General features: G+C 66.5%; 21 protein-coding genes. 15 read left to right on the top strand and 6 right to left on the bottom strand.

What is annotated here, in order from left to right:
* Positions 1-2 precede the first annotated feature (2 nt).
* The 7 genes from dnaQ (at position 3) to E5A73_RS10620 (ending at position 3,985) form a co-directional block, all read left to right on the top strand.
* Positions 3-695: a DNA polymerase III subunit epsilon gene (dnaQ, locus tag E5A73_RS10650; RefSeq protein WP_135963817.1), complete on the top strand. Its 693-nt coding sequence runs from the start codon at positions 3-5 to the stop codon at positions 693-695.
* Between the two features lie 58 nt (positions 696-753).
* On the top strand, positions 754-1,341 hold the full coding sequence (gene hpf / locus E5A73_RS10645; protein WP_135963816.1) for a ribosome hibernation-promoting factor, HPF/YfiA family: 588 nt from the start codon (positions 754-756) through the stop codon (positions 1,339-1,341).
* Between the two features lie 38 nt (positions 1,342-1,379).
* Complete coding sequence (locus E5A73_RS10640) at positions 1,380-1,847, top strand: PTS sugar transporter subunit IIA (RefSeq protein WP_135963815.1); 468 nt, start codon at positions 1,380-1,382, stop codon at positions 1,845-1,847.
* Complete coding sequence (locus E5A73_RS10635; RefSeq protein ID WP_135963814.1) at positions 1,834-2,295, top strand: PaaI family thioesterase; 462 nt, start codon at positions 1,834-1,836, stop codon at positions 2,293-2,295. The genes E5A73_RS10640 and E5A73_RS10635 overlap by 14 nt, the downstream gene beginning before the upstream one ends.
* The gene (locus E5A73_RS10630; RefSeq protein ID WP_135963813.1) at positions 2,295-2,633 is read left to right on the top strand and encodes a DUF1491 family protein; all 339 of its coding nucleotides are present in this window, start codon (positions 2,295-2,297) and stop codon (positions 2,631-2,633) included. The genes E5A73_RS10635 and E5A73_RS10630 overlap by 1 nt, the downstream gene beginning before the upstream one ends.
* Positions 2,634-2,787: 154 nt before the next feature.
* On the top strand, positions 2,788-3,435 hold the full coding sequence (locus E5A73_RS10625) for a cell wall hydrolase (protein WP_135963812.1): 648 nt from the start codon (positions 2,788-2,790) through the stop codon (positions 3,433-3,435).
* A gap of 61 nt (positions 3,436-3,496) precedes the next feature.
* Positions 3,497-3,985: an MmcB family DNA repair protein gene (locus E5A73_RS10620; protein ID WP_135963811.1), complete on the top strand. Its 489-nt coding sequence runs from the start codon at positions 3,497-3,499 to the stop codon at positions 3,983-3,985.
* A gap of 4 nt (positions 3,986-3,989) precedes the next feature.
* Here the strand turns inward: E5A73_RS10620 and E5A73_RS10615 are convergent, their stop codons facing one another.
* Entirely contained in the window at positions 3,990-4,598 is a 609-nt protein-coding gene (locus E5A73_RS10615) for an ankyrin repeat domain-containing protein (RefSeq protein WP_135963810.1), read from the bottom strand.
* 55 nt (positions 4,599-4,653) lie between these two features.
* On the opposite strand from E5A73_RS10615, the gene E5A73_RS10610 reads away from it, so the two are divergent.
* Genes E5A73_RS10610 through E5A73_RS10600 form a run of 3 tightly spaced genes read left to right on the top strand, consistent with a single transcriptional unit; the run spans position 4,654 to position 6,367 of the window.
* Entirely contained in the window at positions 4,654-5,256 is a 603-nt protein-coding gene (locus E5A73_RS10610; protein ID WP_240700130.1) for an SCO family protein, read from the top strand.
* Positions 5,253-5,687: a YcgN family cysteine cluster protein gene (locus E5A73_RS10605; protein WP_168355899.1), complete on the top strand. Its 435-nt coding sequence runs from the start codon at positions 5,253-5,255 to the stop codon at positions 5,685-5,687. The genes E5A73_RS10610 and E5A73_RS10605 overlap by 4 nt, the downstream gene beginning before the upstream one ends.
* A 41-nt stretch (positions 5,688-5,728) precedes the next feature.
* Positions 5,729-6,367, top strand: coding sequence for a M48 family metallopeptidase (locus E5A73_RS10600; RefSeq protein WP_420822571.1), 639 nt, complete (start codon positions 5,729-5,731; stop codon positions 6,365-6,367).
* A gap of 25 nt (positions 6,368-6,392) precedes the next feature.
* On the opposite strand, the gene E5A73_RS10595 is transcribed toward E5A73_RS10600, so the two are convergent.
* From E5A73_RS10595 to E5A73_RS10585, 3 genes are read right to left on the bottom strand one after another with little or no spacing between them, the layout of a single operon-like run.
* A complete protein-coding gene (locus tag E5A73_RS10595; protein WP_135963806.1) occupies positions 6,393-8,531 on the bottom strand; it encodes a PBP1A family penicillin-binding protein in 2,139 nt (712 codons plus the stop codon).
* A 41-nt stretch (positions 8,532-8,572) separates the two neighbouring features.
* Positions 8,573-9,004 (bottom strand): peptide-methionine (R)-S-oxide reductase MsrB, encoded by a 432-nt coding sequence (msrB, locus tag E5A73_RS10590; protein WP_135963805.1) that lies wholly within the window; start codon positions 9,002-9,004, stop codon positions 8,573-8,575.
* 32 nt (positions 9,005-9,036) lie between these two features.
* The gene (locus E5A73_RS10585; protein ID WP_135963804.1) at positions 9,037-9,537 is read right to left on the bottom strand and encodes a sterol desaturase family protein; all 501 of its coding nucleotides are present in this window, start codon (positions 9,535-9,537) and stop codon (positions 9,037-9,039) included.
* A 186-nt stretch (positions 9,538-9,723) separates the two neighbouring features.
* On the opposite strand from E5A73_RS10585, the gene sucC reads away from it, so the two are divergent.
* The 4 genes from sucC (at position 9,724) to E5A73_RS10565 (ending at position 13,373) form a co-directional block, all read left to right on the top strand.
* A complete protein-coding gene (gene sucC / locus E5A73_RS10580) occupies positions 9,724-10,923 on the top strand; it encodes an ADP-forming succinate--CoA ligase subunit beta (RefSeq protein ID WP_135963803.1) in 1,200 nt (399 codons plus the stop codon).
* A 105-nt stretch (positions 10,924-11,028) separates the two neighbouring features.
* Positions 11,029-11,781 (top strand): electron transfer flavoprotein subunit beta/FixA family protein, encoded by a 753-nt coding sequence (locus tag E5A73_RS10575; RefSeq protein ID WP_135963802.1) that lies wholly within the window; start codon positions 11,029-11,031, stop codon positions 11,779-11,781.
* Positions 11,778-12,707 carry an electron transfer flavoprotein subunit alpha/FixB family protein gene (locus tag E5A73_RS10570; RefSeq protein WP_135963801.1) on the top strand — a complete coding sequence of 310 codons (930 nt, stop codon included), beginning with the start codon at positions 11,778-11,780 and terminating at the stop codon, positions 12,705-12,707. The genes E5A73_RS10575 and E5A73_RS10570 overlap by 4 nt, the downstream gene beginning before the upstream one ends.
* A 6-nt stretch (positions 12,708-12,713) precedes the next feature.
* A complete protein-coding gene (locus E5A73_RS10565) occupies positions 12,714-13,373 on the top strand; it encodes a phytanoyl-CoA dioxygenase family protein (RefSeq protein ID WP_338112864.1) in 660 nt (219 codons plus the stop codon).
* Position 13,374: 1 nt separating this feature from the next.
* Here E5A73_RS10565 and E5A73_RS10560 read toward each other — a convergent pair whose 3' ends face one another.
* Positions 13,375-14,601 (bottom strand): MFS transporter, encoded by a 1,227-nt coding sequence (locus E5A73_RS10560; protein ID WP_135963799.1) that lies wholly within the window; start codon positions 14,599-14,601, stop codon positions 13,375-13,377.
* Between the two features lie 165 nt (positions 14,602-14,766).
* Here E5A73_RS10560 and E5A73_RS10555 point away from each other — a divergent pair, with 165 nt between their 5' ends.
* Complete coding sequence (locus tag E5A73_RS10555; RefSeq protein ID WP_135963798.1) at positions 14,767-15,960, top strand: MFS transporter; 1,194 nt, start codon at positions 14,767-14,769, stop codon at positions 15,958-15,960.
* Here the strand turns inward: E5A73_RS10555 and nhaA are convergent.
* The gene (gene nhaA / locus E5A73_RS10550) at positions 15,957-17,198 is read right to left on the bottom strand and encodes a Na+/H+ antiporter NhaA (protein WP_135963797.1); all 1,242 of its coding nucleotides are present in this window, start codon (positions 17,196-17,198) and stop codon (positions 15,957-15,959) included. The two genes, E5A73_RS10555 and nhaA, sit on opposite strands and share 4 nt — an antisense overlap.
* Positions 17,199-17,240: the final 42 nt, after the last annotated feature.

Here is a 17,240-nt window from a genome sequence, read left to right as displayed (position 1 = left end):
TCATGCGCGAAATTGTGTTCGATACCGAGACGACGGGGCTCAGCTTCGCGGGCGGCGACCGGCTGGTCGAGATCGGCTGTATCGAGATGCTAAATCGCGTGCCCACGGGCCGGCATTTCCATCAATACGTCAATCCGCAGCGCGACATGCCGTTCGAGGCCGAGCGCGTCCACGGGTTGAGCGCGCGCTTCCTGGCGGACAAGCCATTGTTCCATGACGTCGTCGAGGATCTGATCGAATTTCTCGGCGATTGCCCCCTTGTCGCGCACAATGCCGGGTTCGACTTCTCGTTCCTGAACGGCGAGCTCGGCCGCTGCGGCCGGCCGGTGATCTGCACCAGCCGGATGGTCGACACGCTGGCGATCGCGCGGGTCCGGCATCCCGGCGCCAAGCACACGCTCGATGCCTTGTGCGTCCGCTACGGGATCGATCTCAGCGCGCGCCAGGTCCACGGCGCCTTGCTCGACGCGCAATTGCTCGCGCAGGTCTATGTCGAGCTGACCGGTGGACGGCAGATCACGCTGGGCCTCGCGGTCGACGCGCCGGTGATGCGCGAGACCCCTGCCGAGGCGCCGAATCGGGTCCATGTGCGGCCTGCGCGGCATTTTGCGGCATCGGTCGTGGAACTTGAGCGCCACGCAGCCTTTGTCCAGGGATTGGAGGACCCGCTCTGGGCCCTGGCCGCGACCGGTTGATCCGGGTTCGGCCGCCGCGCGTATACGGGCGGCCTCATATCGAAGTGGAGGTAACATCATGGATATCCGAGTCTCTGGCCATCAGGTCGAAACGGGCGATGCGCTCAAGACGTTGGTCACCGAACGGCTCCAGGCTACCGCCGACAAATATTTCTCGCGTGCGCTCTCGTCGCAGGTGACCTTCGGCAAGGGACCGCACGACAACGGCTTCACCTGCGACATCATCATGCACGTGATGCAGGGGCTCGTGCTCAAGGCCGCCAATAGGGGGATGGAGGCCAATGGCGCGTTCGATGGCGCCGCCGACCGGATCGACAAGCAGCTGCGCCGCTACACCCGCCGCCTCAAGGACCGGCAGACCGGCGCGATCACTGCGCTTGCCGAGAACGGTGCCTATGACAATGCCGGCTATACCTTGTTCCAGGAGCCGGCCGAGGAGGAAGAACCCGTCGAGTCGCCGCTGATCATCGCAGAGACGCGAGTCGACGTGCCCGAGGCGACGGTGTCCGACGCAGTGATGATGCTCGACTTGCGCCACACCAACGCCCTGCTGTTCCGCAACACCGCGACCGGCGCGCACAACATGGTCTATCGCCGCGGCGACGGGACGATCGGATGGGTTGAGCCCAACCGCGCACAGGCCTAGGGGGAGGCCCGCCGGGGGGCGATTGCTTTGGACATCCGATGACCGAACTCAGCGATTTGCTGATCCCCGAGGCGGTGCTCGCCGGCTTGGGCGCAACGAACAAGAAGACTCTGTTCCAGCAGCTCGGCACCGCCGCGGCGCGCGCTTACGGCGTCGACGCGAAACTGGTGACCGAGCGGCTGGCCGAGCGCGAGAAACTGGGCTCGACCGGTTTCGGCGGCGGAATCGCGATTCCGCATGGGAAGCTCGACGGACTCAAGCGAGTCGCGGGCGTGTTCGTGCGGCTCGCCCACCCGGTCGATTTCGCCGCGATCGACGATCTGCCGGTCGATCTGGTGTTCATGCTGCTCTCGCCGGTGAGCGCCGGCGCCGAGCATCTCAAGGCGCTCGCCTGCGTCTCGCGCAAGCTGCGCGACCGCAATTTCGCGGCCAAGCTGCGCGGCGCCGGATCGCCCGACGCGTTATTCGCGCTGCTCGCCGGCTTGGAGACGCGTGACGCCGCCTGAGCCCCGCGGCGCCGAGGCGCATTTCCGCGCGCTCGAATCGCTCTATGCGGCGGCGCCGATCAATCGGCTGTTCGAATCGCGGCTCGAGATTTCCGAGGGCGGAGTCGCGCGGATCCGGTTCGACATCGATTCGCGCTATTTCCACGCTGCCGGCGCGGCGCATGGGACGAGCTATTTCAAGATGCTCGATGACGCCGCTTTCTATGCCGCCAACAGCCTCGTCACCGATCGTTTCCTGCTGACCACGGCGTTCAATCTGCTGTTCACCAGGCCGCTCGGCGAAGGCCCGGTGATCGCCGAGGGGCGCTGGGTGAGCGGCCAGCGCCGGGTGTTCGTCGCCGAGGCGCGGCTGATCGACGCGAGCGGCGAGGAAGCGGCGCGCGGAACCGGCACCTTCATGCGCTCGCGGATCGCACTCGCATCGCTCCCCGGCTATCGGGCAGCCTGATGGCGCGGTTGACCAGCGCGCTGCTGGTGAGCGCGCTGGTTCGCCGCGCGGATCAGCAGGGCGGCTCGGCGATGATCCTCGCCAAAGGCGATGCCGGGGCGGGCGGAATCCTGCTGGTAACCTATTACAAGGGCAGCAATCCGCGGCTGTTCGAGCGCGGCTCCGACCCCCAGGGAGCGCCCACGCTCCTGCCCGCTGGACCACAAGATATTGCGGATGAGATGGCCGTGCGCGACTATTGGCAGCGGCGGCGCGGTTTCGACCGCGATTTGTGGGTGGTCGAGCTGGATATCGCAGACGCCGAACGCTTCGCCGCTGAAACGATGAACCTTTGTTGACTCCAAACGTGCGCGCGGGGCAAGGGCGGCATTCGTTCAACAGCGTTGTGTCGACCGGGGTGTGAAGCCGGGCGATTACGCAGTCGGGGGGAAGTCCGGCGGTTCCACTTGTATCGGGAGCCGGCCGCGCACCACCGCACAGTAATGAAGTTTAATGAAGTTCATGCCACGCGCCGCGACCTTCGCGGCTGTGACTTTTTGCGCTGGCGCACTTGCGAATGCCGCCACGCTCGACGCCGGTCAGGTGAGCCAGCAGGCGCCCGTCCAGGCAGTCAACCTTCAGGAACACCATGTGGTTCCCGCGCCGGCGATCGTGGCGCAGCCGGTCCTCCAGCAGGACGGCGAGATCGTACAGCCCCTCCCCCAGGCGGCGCTCCAGGAAGATCAGGATTTCGCGACGCTCTCGGCCGCAGTTGCTGCGCACGACGATGTCGGCGCTGCCGATGCCGAGCTCAATTGCCTCGCAGTCGGCGTCTATTACGAAGCGAAGAGCGAGCCGCTCGCGGGCCAGCTCGCCGTCGCCGACGTGATCATCAATCGCACCAAATCGGGGCGCTTCCCCAAGTCGATCTGCTCGGTGATCACCCAGCGCGGCCAGTTCTCGTTCGTGCGCGGCGGCAAGCTGCCGACGCCGCCGTCCAATGCGCAGTGGCGCAAGGCGCTCGGCGTGGCCAAGGTCGCCCGGAACGATCTGTGGGACAGCCCCGCCGGCAACGCGCTGTATTTCCACGCGCGCTACGTCAAGCCGAGCTGGAACCGGGCGCGCGTCGCGACGGTCGGCAATCATATTTTCTATCGCTGATACCGAACGCGAAAGCCCTTGGGGGCTTCCCCGTGTTCGCTGAATGTTCTAACAGCCGGGGATGACCTCGGCTGTTTTATCGTCCGATGCCCCGCTCGTGGCGGGCGATGTCGCCCGCGGCGTGACGCGGATGCTGCTGCGCCACGATATCGCGGCGATCGGCGAAGTCCCGCTCGACGGCGGCCGCCGCGCCGATTTGATGGCGCTCGATGCGCGCGGCAATATCGTGATCGTCGAGATCAAGGTGTCGCGCGCCGATCTGCTCGGGGACGCCAAATGGACCGACTATCTCGCGCATTGCGACCGGTTCTTCTGGGCAGTGCCCGAGGGCTTCGATTTGCGCCCGTTCGAGCAGGAGGGTTTCCTGCCGGCGCGCGCCGGGCTGATCGTCGCCGATCGCTACGACGCCGCGGTGGTCCGCGAGGCGGCGACGGTGCCGCTCGCCGGCGCGACTCGCAGGAAATGCACCCTGGCCTTTGCGCGCCGGGCGGCGCGCCGCGTGACCCACCTGCTCGACCCCGAGGCCGAGCAGGTCTTCCAGCGGAAATAAGCGTCTATTTCGAACCCGGGCCGGTCGCGGCGTTCTGGCCCTTTTTCGGGGCATCGGCGAGCAGCTTGGCGATGTTGGGCCAGCGTGCCTCTTCGCGGGCATAATCGCGCGCCGATTTGCCGCTGCCATAATCGGCGCGATCGGGATCGGCCTTGGCGTCGAGCAACTGGCGGACGATCTCGATATTGTGCATCTGCACCGCGCGGATCAATGGCGTCTCGCCGCCGCTGTTCGCCAGGTTCACGTTGGCGTGGTACTTGATCAGGATGCCGACGCCCTCGCCCCAATTCTGCTCGACGGCGATCAGCAGGGCGGTGTTGCCGCGGCCGTCCTGGAGGTTGGGATTGATGTCGTCGGCCTGGAGCAGGACGCGCAGATAGAGCGCGTCCGAGCGCCTGGCGACGATGTGCAGCGCGCCTTCGCCGCTGCCGCGTTCGCGCGTGTTGACGATGCGGAGCGAGCGGTCGAGCAGGAACTTGTTGAGCTTGGCGCCGTCCGAATCGCGGATCGCCTTGAGGAACTCGTATCCGTCGGAAAATTGCTGTGCGGCGAGGGGCGCCGCGGTGAGCGCCATTGCGGCGACAGCGGCTACGCGGAATACCCGAAAATCCATGGTGCGACCGAACCTTTGACTGAACGCGTTCTTGCCAGCCATCGCCTAACAGATCATGGCTGAGCGCGCCATGTACAGGATGTTTTCAGCGCTCGCGCTGCTCGCCGCATTGCCCCTCGCCGGCTGCGGTGCCGGCAAGCCCGAGGAACCGCCGCTCGCCGGCGCCCGCATCGGCGGGCCGTTCGCGCTCGTCGACCAGGACGGCAAGGCCGTGCGCGACGTGGATTTCGCCGGCAAATATCGCATCGTCTATTTCGGCTACACTTATTGCCCCGACGTCTGCCCCACCGACATGGCCAAGATCGGCCAGGCGATGAAGCTGCTCGACAAGCAGGCGCCGCGAGTCGCCGAGAAAATCGTGCCGATCTTCATCACGGTGGATCCCGAGCGCGACACCCCAGCGGTGATCAAGCAGTTCGTAGCCAATTTCCACCCGAGCATCGTCGGGCTCACCGGCAGCCCGCAGGCGATTGCCGCAGTGGCGAAAAGCTATGCGGTGTATTTCAAGAAGCAGCCGCCCGGCCCCGGCGGCGGCTATATGGTCGACCATCTCGCCGTGGCGTTCCTGATGGGTCCCCATGGCGAACCGATCACCTCGCTGCCGATCGACAAGGACGGGGCGGCGATCGCCGAGCAAGCGAAGCATTGGGTCCGATGAGCGGGCGCTTCTGGGAAGATACGCCGCTGGCGAATCTCGATCGCGCCCAATGGGAGGCGCTGTGCGACGGCTGCGGCAAATGCTGCGTCCACAAGCTCGAGGATGAGGATACCGGCGAGCTGCACGCGACCAACGTCGCCTGCCGGCTGCTCGATCGCCGGATGGGCCGCTGCAGCGACTATCGCCATCGCCATGCTTATGTCAGCGAATGCGTGCGGCTCAACACCAGCAACGTCTCCGGGATCGAGTGGCTGCCCTCGACCTGCGCCTATCGCCTGCGCGCCGAAGGCCGCCAGCTGCCCGACTGGCATTATCTGGTGAGCGGCGACCGCGAGACCGTCCACATCGCCGGCCAGTCGACGCGCGGCTGGACGATCTCCGAAGACGATGCCGGCGATTTCGAGCACCATCTGGTGGACCGGGAGCTTTGAGCGGGGCGATCGAGATCGTCCGCCACCCCCGCGCCCGGCGGATGCGACTCGCCGTAGACCCCCGCGACGGCAAGGTCCGGCTGACGCTGCCGCCGCGCGCCTCGGTCAAGAACGGGCTGGCCTGGGCCGAGGAGCAGCGCGCCTGGATCGCCGCGCAGCAGGCGCGCCTCCCCGGCAGCCTGCCGCTGGTTCCAGGTGCGCGCTTCACGTTCGCCGGTCGTGAGATCGCGATCGATTATGTGCCGACAGCGCCGCGAACGCCCCGGCTCGATGGGGATCGCCTGATCTGCGGCGGGCCGCGCGACGGGCTCGAGCGCCGCGTCGAGCGCTGGCTGCGCGCCGAAGCGCTGCGCGTGCTCAGCGCCGAGACCACCGAATATGCCGAGCGCGCCGGGGTGGGGGTGACTCGCGTGTCGATCGGCGATCCGCGCGGCCGCTGGGGAAGCTGCGCCTCGTCGGGCGCGATCCGCTATAGCTGGCGGCTGATCCTCGCGCCTGATCATGTCCGTCGCGCGACGGTCGCGCACGAAGTCGCACACCGGGTTCACATGAACCATTCGCCCGCCTTCCATCGGCTGGTCGAGCTATTGTTCGAGGCCGATCCGACCCCGGCACGGACCTGGTTGCGAAGGAACGGTGCCGCACTGCATTGGGTAGGGCGCGAGGGCGTCAGCTCGTAAATTTCAAACACGATGCAAACTGAAACTAGAACCCGTCCGGAGTCTCCCGCGGCGGTGCCCGGTCCTGCGGCGGCTGGCGGGGGGCTTCGCGCGGCGGGGGCGCGCGGCCGGGATCGGGCTGTTGCTGCGGCGGGCGATTGCCCGTCATCCGGTCGATCCAGTCCTGGTCGAGCTGCTCCTCGCCCTGCGCCTGCGGATCCTCTTCGCCATCCTCGGTGCGCGGCTGCCGGGTGTCGGGCAGCGGATTGCCGTCGGGATCGACGAACATGCCGTTGTCGGGTTGCGCGTAATAGGCATTGTCCTCGGGCTCGAGCTGCCATTCGGGCAAGGTTACTTGCGTCTCGAACTGCTCGACCGGGCGCTTGGCGACGGCCTTGGTCATGAACGCGGCAAAGGCGCGCGCCGGCGCGGTGCCGCCCTGCAGCCCGGGGACGACCTTGGCGTCGTCGCGCCCCATCCACACCCCGGTGGTCAGCCCGCTCGAAAAGCCGATGAACCAGCCGTCCTTGTTCGACGTCGTGGTGCCGGTCTTGCCCGCGACCGGACGACCGATCTGCGCCGCATGGCCGCTTCCCGTGGCGACGGCGGTCTGGAGCAGGTCGGTCATCTGCGCAGCGACATAAGGCGCGACGAGGACATGGCTGGTATCGACTTCGTGCTGGTAGATGACGTTGTTGTTCGCGGTGACCCGGGTGATGCCATAGGGCGTGACCGCCACGCCCTTCTGCCCCACCGAAGCGAAGGCGCGGGTCATGTCGATCAGCCGCACGTTCGACGTGCCGAGCACCATCGCCGGCTGGGTGTTGATCGGCGTGGTGATGCCGAAACGCCGCGCCATGTCCGCCACCGTGCCGAAGCCGACTTCCTGGCCGAGCTTCGCCGCGATCGTGTTGAGCGAATATGCGAAGGCCGTGCGCAACGAGACTTGGCCGGAGTTGCGTCCCGAATTGTTGCGTGGGCTCCAGCCGTTGATCGTCACCGGCTCGTCGACGACGATATCGTCGAGCTTGTGGCCCGATTCGAGCGCGGCGAGATAGACGAACAGCTTGAACGCGGAGCCGGGCTGGCGGACGGCCTGGGTGGCGCGGTTGTAGATCGAGGCGACATAGTCCTTGCCGCCGACCATCGCCCGGACGGCGCCGTCGCGATCGAGGCTGACCAGGGCGCCCTGCGCGTTGCCGGGCGCGTTCTGGCGGATCGCGTCGTCGGCGGCGCGCTGCATCCCGAGGTCGAGCGTCGTCCACACTTCGAGCGGCGCTTCGGTCTCGTCGATCAGGGTCTCAAGCTGGGGCAGCGCCCAGTCGGTGAAATAGCGCACGCTGTTCTGGCGCGGCTCGGGCGCGAGCTTGACGGTGCGCGGATCGGTGGCGGAGGCGGTGGCGCGGCTGATCTTGCCGGTCTCGGCCATCACGTCGAGCACGACGCTGGCGCGGCTCACTGCGGCTTCGGCGTCGGCGGTCGGCGAATAATGCGACGGTGCCTTGACCAGTCCAGCGATCACCGCGGACTCGGCCAGGCTCAGATTGGTCGCCGGATGTCCGAAGAACTTGCGGCTCGCGGCGTCGATGCCATAGGCGCCGCCACCGAAATAGACCTTGTTGAGATAGAGTTCGAGGATCTGGTCCTTCGAGAATTTGCGCTCCATCGCCAGCGCGAGCACCGCCTCGCGCATCTTCCGCCCGACATCATATTTGTTCGACAGGAAGATCGTCCGCGCGACCTGCTGGGTGATCGTCGAGGCGCCCTGGAGCCGGCGGCCGGTGCCGCGATTGGCGATGCCGGTGCGCACCGCGCGCGCCAGTCCGAGCGGGTCGACGCCCCAATGGCTTTCGAAGCGGCGATCCTCGACCGCGACGATCGCGTCCTTCATCACCGCCGGAATATCGTTATATTTGATCCACTCGCCATAGCTCGGCCCGAGCGAGACCAATACGGTGCCGTCGGCGGCATGGACGCGGACCATCTGGCCGTTGGGCGAGGATCGCAGCTCGTCATAGCTCGGCAGCGACGAGCGCGTCGAATAGACCGCGATCAGCAAGGCGACGATTGCGATCAGCCCGACGCTGGCGCCGGCGATCAGGGTCCATATCGCGATGCGCTTCCAGGCCGAGCCGGTGCGCCACCAGGATTTGCGGGAGGTTGTTTGCGGTTTTCTGGAAGCCATCGGAAGCGGTGGTTAAGCCCTAAACCGGCGGCTCACAAGAATCAGCTGCCCGAAGCGTCGCTAGCGCCGTTCGCGTTGCCGCCGCGTGAACGAAAATCAAGGCTCACCGAGTTCATGCAATAGCGCAGCCCGGTCGGCGGCGGCCCGTCGGGAAAGACATGGCCGAGATGGCCGTCGCAGCGCGCACACCGCGCCTCGACGCGGCGCATGCCATGGCTGTTGTCGGCATGCTCGACGACGCGGTCGGGCGCGATCGGCCGGGTGAAACTCGGCCAGCCCGATCCCGAATCATATTTGTCGGCGCTGTCGAACAATTCGAGCTGGCATCCGGCGCAGCGATAAAGGCCGTCGGCCTTGTTGTCGTTGTAGAGCCCCGAAAAGGCGCGTTCGGTGCCGGCTTCGCGCAGCACATGATATTGCTCGGGGGTGAGCCGCTTGCGCCATTCGGACTCGGACAAGTTGAGCTGTTCCATGGCGCAGGATGTGTGCGTGAGAGGTCCGTGCGTCAATCCGCGTCGGCGCTGGCTCGAATCGCTCCGCCACCGGTCTTGAGTCGACGCTTGAGGATTTCCGCGCGCGGCGCCCAGAGGAAGCCGAAGCTGACCGTGCCATGTTTCGACTCGACGGCGTGGTGAAGCCGGTGCGCCTGGACGATGCGCTTCATGTATGCAGAGCGCGCGACATAACGGTGCGGCAGACGGCGATGGACGATGACGTCGTGGAACCCGAAATAGATCGCGCCATAAGCGGCGATCCCCGCGCCGATCCAGGCGAAGCCCGGCCACCAGCCGAGCTGGACGCCGCCCAGCAGCAATATGATCGAAGGGACCGCGAAGATCACCGCATAGAGATCGTTGAGCTCGAACGCGCCGCTGCGCGCCCGGTGGTGGCTCGCGTGCAGGAACCAGCCGGGCCCATGCATCACCCAGCGATGCGCGGCATAGGCGAAACCCTCCATGCCGAGGATCGTTATCGAAAACAGCAGGATGCCGAGAGCCGGGTGCATCGACACGATATAGCGAGGCGGGTCGCTGCTTGCGAGGGGCTGGCGATCTTGGCAAGCATACCGCAAACACGAAGCTGTGTTGAGATCGCGTCGCATTCGCAATATCGTGGAAAGGATTTGGATTCCTCCGCGCGCCGTGCTTAAGGCCTCCGCAAACTATCCCGCCAGCCATATGAGGCGTGCCCAATGAACATCCACGAATATCAGGCCAAGGAATTGCTCGCCAAGTTCGGCGTGCCGGTTCCTGCCGGCTTCGCCGCGCTCACCGTCGAGGAAGCCGTCGCCGCCTCGCAGAAGCTTCCCGGGCCGCTCTACGTCGTCAAGGCGCAGATCCACGCCGGCGGCCGCGGCAAGGGCAAGTTCAAGGAACTGGGCCCCGACGCCAAGGGCGGCGTCCGGCTGGCCAAGACCGAGGACGAGGTCCGCGCCGCGGCGCAGGACATGCTCGGCAACACGCTGGTGACCATCCAGACCGGCGAGCATGGCAAGCAGGTCAACCGCCTCTACGTCACCGACGGCGTCGACATCGCCAAGGAATTCTACCTCGCCTTGCTGGTCAACCGCGCCACCGGCCGCATCTCGATGGTCGCCTCGACCGAGGGCGGCATGGACATCGAGACCGTCGCGCACGACACCCCCGAGAAGATCCATTCGATCGATATCGACCCGGCGACCGGCTTCATGGCGCATCACGGGCGCACCGTCGCGGCCGCGCTCGAACTGACCGGCGACTTGGCCAAGCAGGCCGCCAATGTCGCCTCGAAGCTGTACGACGCCTTCCTCGGCACCGATGCCGAGCAGATCGAGATCAACCCGCTCGCGGTCACCGACGACGGCAAATTGCTGGTGCTCGATGCCAAGGTGGCGTTCGACGGCAATGCGATGTTCCGCCACAAGGATCTCGCCGAATTGCGCGACGAGACCGAAGAGGATCCGGCCGAGCTCGAGGCGTCGAAATATGACCTCGCCTACATCAAGCTCGACGGCGACATCGGCTGCATGGTCAACGGCGCGGGCCTCGCGATGGCGACGATGGACATCATCAAGCTCAATGGCATGTTTCCGGCCAACTTCCTCGATGTCGGCGGCGGCGCCAACAAGGAGAAGGTCACCGCGGCGTTCAAGATCATCCTGAGCGATCCGGCAGTGAAGGGCATCCTCGTCAACATCTTCGGCGGGATCATGCGCTGCGACATCATCGCCGAGGGCATCGTCGCAGCGGCGAAGGAAGTGAATTTGTCGGTGCCGCTGGTCGTCCGCCTCGAAGGCACCAATGTCCAGCAAGGCAAGGACATCCTCGCCAATTCGGGGCTGCCGATCGTCGCGGCCAACGACCTTGGCGACGCGGCGCGCAAGATCGTCGCCGAAGTGAAGCAGGCGGCGTAAATCAAATCCGTCACCCCAGCGAAAGCCGGGGTCCAGGGCGGCAAGCGAACCGCTCTTGGCTCTGGGTCCCGGCTTCCGCCGGGATGACGAACGGGAGAGAGACAAATGAAAGTCCTGGTACCGGTCAAGCGCGTGCTTGATTACAATGTGAAGCCCCGCGTGAAGGCGGACGGGACGGGGGTCGACCTCGCCAACGTCAAGATGAGCATGAACCCGTTCGACGAGATCGCGATCGAGGAAGCTGTGCGGCTCAAGGAAAAGGGCGCCGCCAGCGAAGTCGTCGTCGTGACGATCGGCGTGCCCAAGGCCGAGACCGACATATTGCTCACCGCGCGCGCGATGGGCGCCGACCGCGCGATCCTGATCGCCACCGACGACGAAGTCGAGCCGCTCGCGGTCGCAAAATTGCTCGCCAAGGTCGCGCAAGAAGAGCAGCCCGGGCTGATCATCCTCGGCAAGCAGGCGATCGACGACGATGCCAACCAGACCGGCCAGATGCTCGCCGCCTTGCTCGGCTGGGCCCAGGGCACCTTCGCGTCGAAGGTCGAGGTCAATGGCGAGCGCGTATCGGTCACGCGCGAAGTCGATGGCGGGCTCGAGACCGTCGATCTCAAGCTCCCCGCGATCGTCACCACCGATCTGCGCCTCAACGAGCCGCGTTATGCGACCTTGCCCAACATCATGAAGGCCAAGTCCAAGCCGGTCGCCAAGAAGACGATCGCCGATTACGGCGTCGACGTCGCGCCGCGGTTGAAGACGCTCAAGGTGGTCGAGCCCGGCAAGCGCCAGGCGGGCGTCAAGGTCGGCAGCGTCGACGAACTGGTCGAGCGCCTCAAGGGTCTGGGAGTCGCGAAATGAAGACGTTGGTCTGGGTCGAACACGACAACAAGCACGTCAAGGATGCGACGCTCGCCACCGTCACCGCCGCGGCGAAGCTCGGTGAAGTCCACCTCCTCGTCGCCGGTTCGGGCGCCGCGGGCGTGGCGGACGAAGCCGCGAAGATCGCCGGGGTCGGCAAGGTCCATCTCGCCGATGATGCCGCGTTCGAACACGCGCTCGCCGAGAATGTCGCGCCGCTGATCGTCACCCTGATGGAGAGCCATGACGCGATCCTCTTTCCCTCCACCACCACCGGCAAGAATATCGCGCCGCGCGTCGCCGCGCTGCTCGACGTGATGCAGATTTCCGACATCCTTTCGGTCGAGGCGCCGGACACCTTCACGCGGCCGATCTATGCCGGCAACGCGATCGCCACGGTGCAGACCAGCGACAAGAAATTGGTGATCACGGTGCGCGGAACGGCGTTCGAAAAGGCGGCGACCAGCGGCGGCAGCGGCACCGTGGAAGCGGTGAGCGGTAGCGGCGATGCCGGCCTTTCGACCTTTGCCGGCTCCGAGATCGCCGAATCGGTGCGGCCCGAACTGACCAGCGCCAAGATCATCGTGTCGGGCGGCCGCGCGCTGCAGAACAGCGAGAACTTCCATTCGATCATCGAACCGCTCGCCGACAAGCTCGGCGCCGCGGTCGGCGCGTCGCGCGCCGCGGTCGACGCGGGCTATGTGCCGAACGACTATCAGGTCGGCCAGACCGGCAAGATCGTCGCGCCGGAAGTCTATATCGCGGTCGGCATCTCGGGCGCGATCCAGCATCTCGCGGGGATGAAGGATTCGAAGATCATCGTCGCGATCAACAAGGACGAGGACGCCCCGATCTTCCAGGTCGCCGACATCGGCCTGGTCGGCGACCTGTTCAAGATCGTCCCGGAGCTGACCGAAAAGCTCTGAGCCTTGGTGCTCGACTTCGACGAACATGGGGCGGCGCGCCTGCACGGCGCGGCCGCCCCCTTTCTGTCCGCGTTAGAAGGAATCGCGAAGGGTCTGCCGGGCGGACGTGCGGGCATCCGGCTTCATGATATTCCAGGGCTCGCGCCGTTGCTCGCCCCTTCGGCGATCGGCGCCTTTCCCGCGAAGTTGCTTGGTGGCGAAGTCCGGCCGGTGCGGGCGATCCTGTTCGACAAGCATGAGGCCAATAACTGGGCGCTGGGTTGGCATCAGGATCGAACCATCGCCGTGAAGGCGCGAGCCGACGTCCCCGGCTACGGCCCATGGTCGGTCAAGGCGGGTATGCAGCATGTCGAGCCGCCCTTCGCGATGATCGAACGCATGGTGACCCTGCGCGTGCATCTCGACGACGTTCCAGAAGACAATGCGCCCTTGCTGGTCGCGCCGGGATCGCACCGATTGGGGCGAATCCTCGAAGCCGATTTGTCTGCGGTCGTCGAACGGTGTGGCGCGGTGCCCAATCTCGCGATTGCCGGGGACTTGTGGATCTACGCCACGCCGATCGTCCACGCTTCGGCCGTCGCGTGCGGATTCCGGCATCGCCGCGTCCTGCAGGTGGACTATTCGGCGGACGCGCTCCCGCAGGGGCTCGACTGGCTCGGCATCTGACTCAATCCGCCCCCATCGGCCGCGGCGGAGTGACTTCGGCCATCGGCAGCGGCGGGATCGTCGCCAGTTTCGCCGCGATCGCCAGCGCCGCCACCGTCAGCACGCCGCAATAGAGCGCGACGCCGTTCCACCCCCAGCGGGTCCAGGCGATTCCGCCAGCCGAGCCGAGCACGCTCGATCCGAGATAGTAAAAGAACAGATAGAAAGCGGCGGCCTGCCCGCGCCCGGCGCGCGCGCGGCGCCCCACCCAGCTCGAGGCGATCGAATGCGCCCCGAAAAAGCCGATCGTCACCACGCCGACTCCGGCGATCACCAGCGGCAGCCACGCCGCGGCGGTCAGCGCCGTGCCGATCAGCAGCAGCCCGGTCGGCATCCAGAAGATCAGCCGCCGCCCCTTGCGCTCGGCGAGTCCGCCGAACCAGGTCGAGCTCACCGAGCCGAGCAGATAGAGCAGGAAGATCGCGCCGATCGCCGCGTGGCTCAGGCTGAACGGTGGCGCGATCAGCCGGAAGCCGACATAATTGTAGATGGTGACGAACACCCCCATCAGCAGGAACGCCTCGGCATAGAGCAAGGGCATCGCGCGATCGCGAAACAGCGTCTTGCCCGCGTCGAACACCGCGGCGGGGTGTACCGGGCGCGGCGTGAAGCGGAGCGACGGCGGCGCCAGCCGGCGAAACGCCTCGGCCATCACCAGCCCGGTCAGCCCGGCCAAAGCGAGCGCCCAGCGCCAGTCGGCGAGCTGGGTCATCAGGCTGACGCCGAGCCTTCCCGCCATTCCGCCGACGCCGCTGCCGGCGATGTAGAGCCCCATCGCGCGGCCTACCGAATTCGGATCGATCTCTTCGCTGACATAGGCCATCGCCACCGCGGGCATCCCGGCGAGCGCGATCCCGGTGAGCAGCCGCAGCGCGAGCAACGCCTCCCAGCTCGGCGCAAAGGCAGTGAGCATGGTGAGCAGCCCGGCCCCGAACATCGCGAGCAGCATCAGCGGCCGTCGTCCGTAGCGGTCGGAGAGCAAGCCGGCAAAGACGATCGCGACGGCGAGCGGTCCGGTGGCGAGCGATATCGCCAGGCTCGATTCCTCGGCGCTGAGCGCGAACTCGCGCGCGAACAACGGCAGCAGCGGCTGCACCGAATAGAGCAGCGAAAAGGTCGAGAACCCGGCGAACAGCATCGCCAGCGTCAGCCGGCGATATCCCGGGCTACCTTTCTCCAATCCGCTCATCATCCTATTGTAAAGGTCAGGACCGCCCGGCGGGTGCGATGTCCGCAAAAAAGCATTCTGTGCCCAAGGGCTTGGCATGGGACATGTCGGTCGCGCGATCACCTGACAGAATATGTGCAGCGCCGCCTGGTTGACGCTGCGCTGCAGCATGACCACTTGGGCGCGATGCATGCACCCGTTCGTCGCAAAACGCCCGTAGCGCTCGTCCATCTTGCGCTCGCAATGGGCGGGTTCGCTATCGGAACGACCGAATTCGCGACGATGAGCCTGCTACCCTATTTCGCGCAGGGACTCGGGGTCGACGAACCCACTGCCGGGCATGTGATCAGCGTCTATGCGCTCGGCGTGGTGGTCGGCGCGCCGTTGCTCGCGGTGCTAGGCGCGAAGATGCCGCGGCGCACGCTGCTGATCCTGCTGATGGCGAGCTTCGGGCTGTTCAACGGATTGAGCGCCCTCGCGCCGACCTATGGCTGGATGCTGGTCTTCCGCTTCCTCAGCGGACTCCCGCACGGCGCCTATTTCGGCGTCGCCGCACTCGTCGCCGCGTCGCTGGTGCCCGACGACAAGCGCTCGCAGGCCGTGGGCCGGGTGATGCTCGGACTGACCGTCGCCACGGTGATCGGGGTTCCGGTCGCCAACTGGATGGGTCAGGCGATCGGCTGGCGCTGGGGCTTCGCCGTGGTCGCCGCACTGGCATTGCTGACGATGGCGTTGGTCTATTGGCTCGCGCCGCGCGACAAGCCGGCGAACGACGCCAGTCCCCTGCGCGAGCTCGGCGCGCTGGCCAACGGCCAAGTGTGGCTGACGCTCGGCATCGGCGCGATCGGCTTTGGCGGGCTGTTCTGCGTCTATACTTATGTCGCCTCTACTTTGCTCGAAGTCACCCGCGTGCCCGCGACGATGATCCCGGTGGCGCTCGCGGTGTTCGGCGCCGGCATGACGCTCGGCAACATCATCGTCCCCAAATTCGCCGACCGCGCACTGATGCCGACCGCGGCGGTGCTGCTGGCCGGCAGCGCGATGGCGCTGGCGCTCTATCCGCTCGCGGCAGGCAATTTCTGGACGATCTGCATCGACATCTTCGCGGTCGGCTTTGCAGGGGCGCTCGGCGCGATCCTCCAGACGCGGCTGATGGACGTGGCGGGCGAGGCGCAGATGCTCGCCGCGTCGCTCAACCATTCGGCGTTCAACACCGCCAATGCGCTCGGGCCCTGGCTCGGCGGGATGGCGATCGCCGCCGGATTCGGCTGGACGTCGACGGGCTATGTCGGTGCCGGGCTGGCGCTGGGCGGGCTGGTCGTCTGGTGCTTTGCAGTACTGGCCGGCAAGCGGGCGACGCAGCGGGCGGCGCTGGCCTAAGCGGGCTGGCGCTTTTCGATCAGCCGTATCGCCAGCGCGCGGCGCGGCGGCGCGAAGCGCAGCACCAGATAGCCCGCGATTGCCGACAGCAGCGATCCGGCGAGTACCCCGACCTTCACTTCGTCCGCGAGCATCGCGTTGCCGGGGAAGGCCAGTCCGCCGATGAACAGGCTCATCGTGAAGCCGATCCCGGCAAGCAGCGACACGCCATAGATTTGCGGCCAGCTCGACCAGCCGGGTTTCGGCGCGAATCCGGTGCGATGCGCGATCCAGATGCTGCCGAAGATGCCGATCTGCTTGCCGAGGAACAGCCCCAGCGCGAGGCCGAGCGGCAGCGGCGCGAGCAGGATCGCCGGCGACATGCCGTGCAGCGACACGCCGGCATTGGCGAAGCCGAACAGCGGCACGATCGCGAAGGCCGACCAAGGATGCAGCGCATGTTCGAGCCGGTGGAGCGGCGAATGCGCGTCGTCGGGCGCGGCGGGGGATTTGGTGATGGGAATCATCAGCGCCGCGGCGACTCCGGCAACGGTGGCGTGCACGCCCGACAGGAAGACGAGATACCAGAGCATTGTCGCCAGCGGCAGATAGGCCGCCAGCCGCTTCACGCCGCCGCGGTTGAGCGCGAACATCGCGGCCATCACCCCGGCCGCGCCCGCCAGCGCGAGCAAGTCGAGATCGGCGGTGTAGAACAAGGCGATGATCGCCACGGCGCCGAGATCGTCGACGATCGCCACGGTGGTGAGGAACAGCTTGAGCGACGTCGGCGCGCGTTTTCCGAGGATGGCGAGCACGCCGATTGCAAAGGCGATGTCGGTTGCGGCGGGAATCGCCCAGCCGCTGCTCAGCCCGCTTTGCCCGCCCGCCACGAACAGATAGATCGCCGCCGGCACCGCCATCCCGGCCGCCGCCGCGACCACCGGCAGCCGCCGCCGCTCCCAGCTCGCCAGCCGTCCGTCGACGAACTCGCGCTTGATCTCGAGCCCGACGAGCAGGAAGAACAGTGCCATCGCCGCATCGTTGATCCACAGATGCACCGTCATCGGCCCGTAAAGCGAGCTGATCACCGGGCCGGTCTCGAAATGCAGCGCATGGAAATAGGCTTCGCGCCAGCCCGGCAGGTTCGCGACGATCATCGCGAGCGCTGCCGCGACGATCAGGACGATTCCCCCCGCTGCCTCGCTACGGAGGAAGTGGCGAAGGACCCCCTTCCGTTCGTGCTGAGCTTGTCGAAGCACTGCTCTTCCTCTGTTGGCCAGGCGAAGCGACGGCGCTTCGAC

Source organism: Sphingomonas gei (assembly GCF_004792685.1).
Classification (GTDB): domain Bacteria; phylum Pseudomonadota; class Alphaproteobacteria; order Sphingomonadales; family Sphingomonadaceae; genus Sphingomonas; species Sphingomonas gei.
This window is presented reverse-complemented; position numbering and strand designations above follow the sequence as displayed.

Coding starts and splice junctions, on each gene's coding strand:
- msrB (WP_135963805.1), bottom strand. CDS start 9,004: ATGGAACAGCTCAACTTGTCCGAGTCCGAATGGCGCAAGCGGCTCACC.
- E5A73_RS10555 (WP_135963798.1), top strand. CDS start 14,767: ATGCATGCACCCGTTCGTCGCAAAACGCCCGTAGCGCTCGTCCATCTT.
- E5A73_RS10595 (WP_135963806.1), bottom strand. CDS start 8,531: ATGGCTTCCAGAAAACCGCAAACAACCTCCCGCAAATCCTGGTGGCGC.
- E5A73_RS10625 (WP_135963812.1), top strand. CDS start 2,788: ATGAAGTTCATGCCACGCGCCGCGACCTTCGCGGCTGTGACTTTTTGC.
- E5A73_RS10585 (WP_135963804.1), bottom strand. CDS start 9,537: ATGCACCCGGCTCTCGGCATCCTGCTGTTTTCGATAACGATCCTCGGC.
- E5A73_RS10610 (WP_240700130.1), top strand. CDS start 4,654: ATGGCTGAGCGCGCCATGTACAGGATGTTTTCAGCGCTCGCGCTGCTC.
- E5A73_RS10630 (WP_135963813.1), top strand. CDS start 2,295: ATGGCGCGGTTGACCAGCGCGCTGCTGGTGAGCGCGCTGGTTCGCCGC.
- E5A73_RS10605 (WP_168355899.1), top strand. CDS start 5,253: ATGAGCGGGCGCTTCTGGGAAGATACGCCGCTGGCGAATCTCGATCGC.
- E5A73_RS10575 (WP_135963802.1), top strand. CDS start 11,029: ATGAAAGTCCTGGTACCGGTCAAGCGCGTGCTTGATTACAATGTGAAG.
- E5A73_RS10570 (WP_135963801.1), top strand. CDS start 11,778: ATGAAGACGTTGGTCTGGGTCGAACACGACAACAAGCACGTCAAGGAT.
- E5A73_RS10615 (WP_135963810.1), bottom strand. CDS start 4,598: ATGGATTTTCGGGTATTCCGCGTAGCCGCTGTCGCCGCAATGGCGCTC.
- E5A73_RS10560 (WP_135963799.1), bottom strand. CDS start 14,601: ATGAGCGGATTGGAGAAAGGTAGCCCGGGATATCGCCGGCTGACGCTG.
- E5A73_RS10620 (WP_135963811.1), top strand. CDS start 3,497: ATGACCTCGGCTGTTTTATCGTCCGATGCCCCGCTCGTGGCGGGCGAT.
- hpf (WP_135963816.1), top strand. CDS start 754: ATGGATATCCGAGTCTCTGGCCATCAGGTCGAAACGGGCGATGCGCTC.
- dnaQ (WP_135963817.1), top strand. CDS start 3: ATGCGCGAAATTGTGTTCGATACCGAGACGACGGGGCTCAGCTTCGCG.
- E5A73_RS10640 (WP_135963815.1), top strand. CDS start 1,380: ATGACCGAACTCAGCGATTTGCTGATCCCCGAGGCGGTGCTCGCCGGC.
- E5A73_RS10600 (WP_420822571.1), top strand. CDS start 5,729: ATGCGACTCGCCGTAGACCCCCGCGACGGCAAGGTCCGGCTGACGCTG.
- sucC (WP_135963803.1), top strand. CDS start 9,724: ATGAACATCCACGAATATCAGGCCAAGGAATTGCTCGCCAAGTTCGGC.